We start from the raw sequence: 250 nt of genomic DNA on the forward strand, positions 1-250 counted from the left end.
GCCACGTTGCAGCGGGCTGCTGAGGCGGCTCGGCTCGCCGGTGAAAAGGCGGATGAGGCACGTGCGGCCCATGACAAGGCAACTCAGGCGGTTACCGCCGCGCGGGAAGTAGCGCAGCAAGCGCAGGCCGCGCAGGTCGAAGCGCAAAAGAAACTGGGTGCGGCGGCGGTTGCCCTGCACGCTGCTGAGCAAGAACTTGCGGCCGCCCGCCAGCAGGACCCGGCCCCGAAGCCGGATATGCCGAAACCGG

At 69.2% G+C, this 250-nt stretch carries 1 protein-coding gene; it reads right to left on the reverse strand.

Annotated elements, in window-relative coordinates; all coding sequences use genetic code 11:
- Positions 1–250, reverse strand: a 250-nt coding sequence (locus tag QP415_RS12420) for a hypothetical protein (protein WP_285100274.1), incomplete at both ends; no start/stop codon positions are given.

This window comes from Pauljensenia sp. UMB3104 (assembly GCF_030217285.1).
Taxonomy (GTDB): Bacteria; Actinomycetota; Actinomycetes; order Actinomycetales; family Actinomycetaceae; genus Pauljensenia.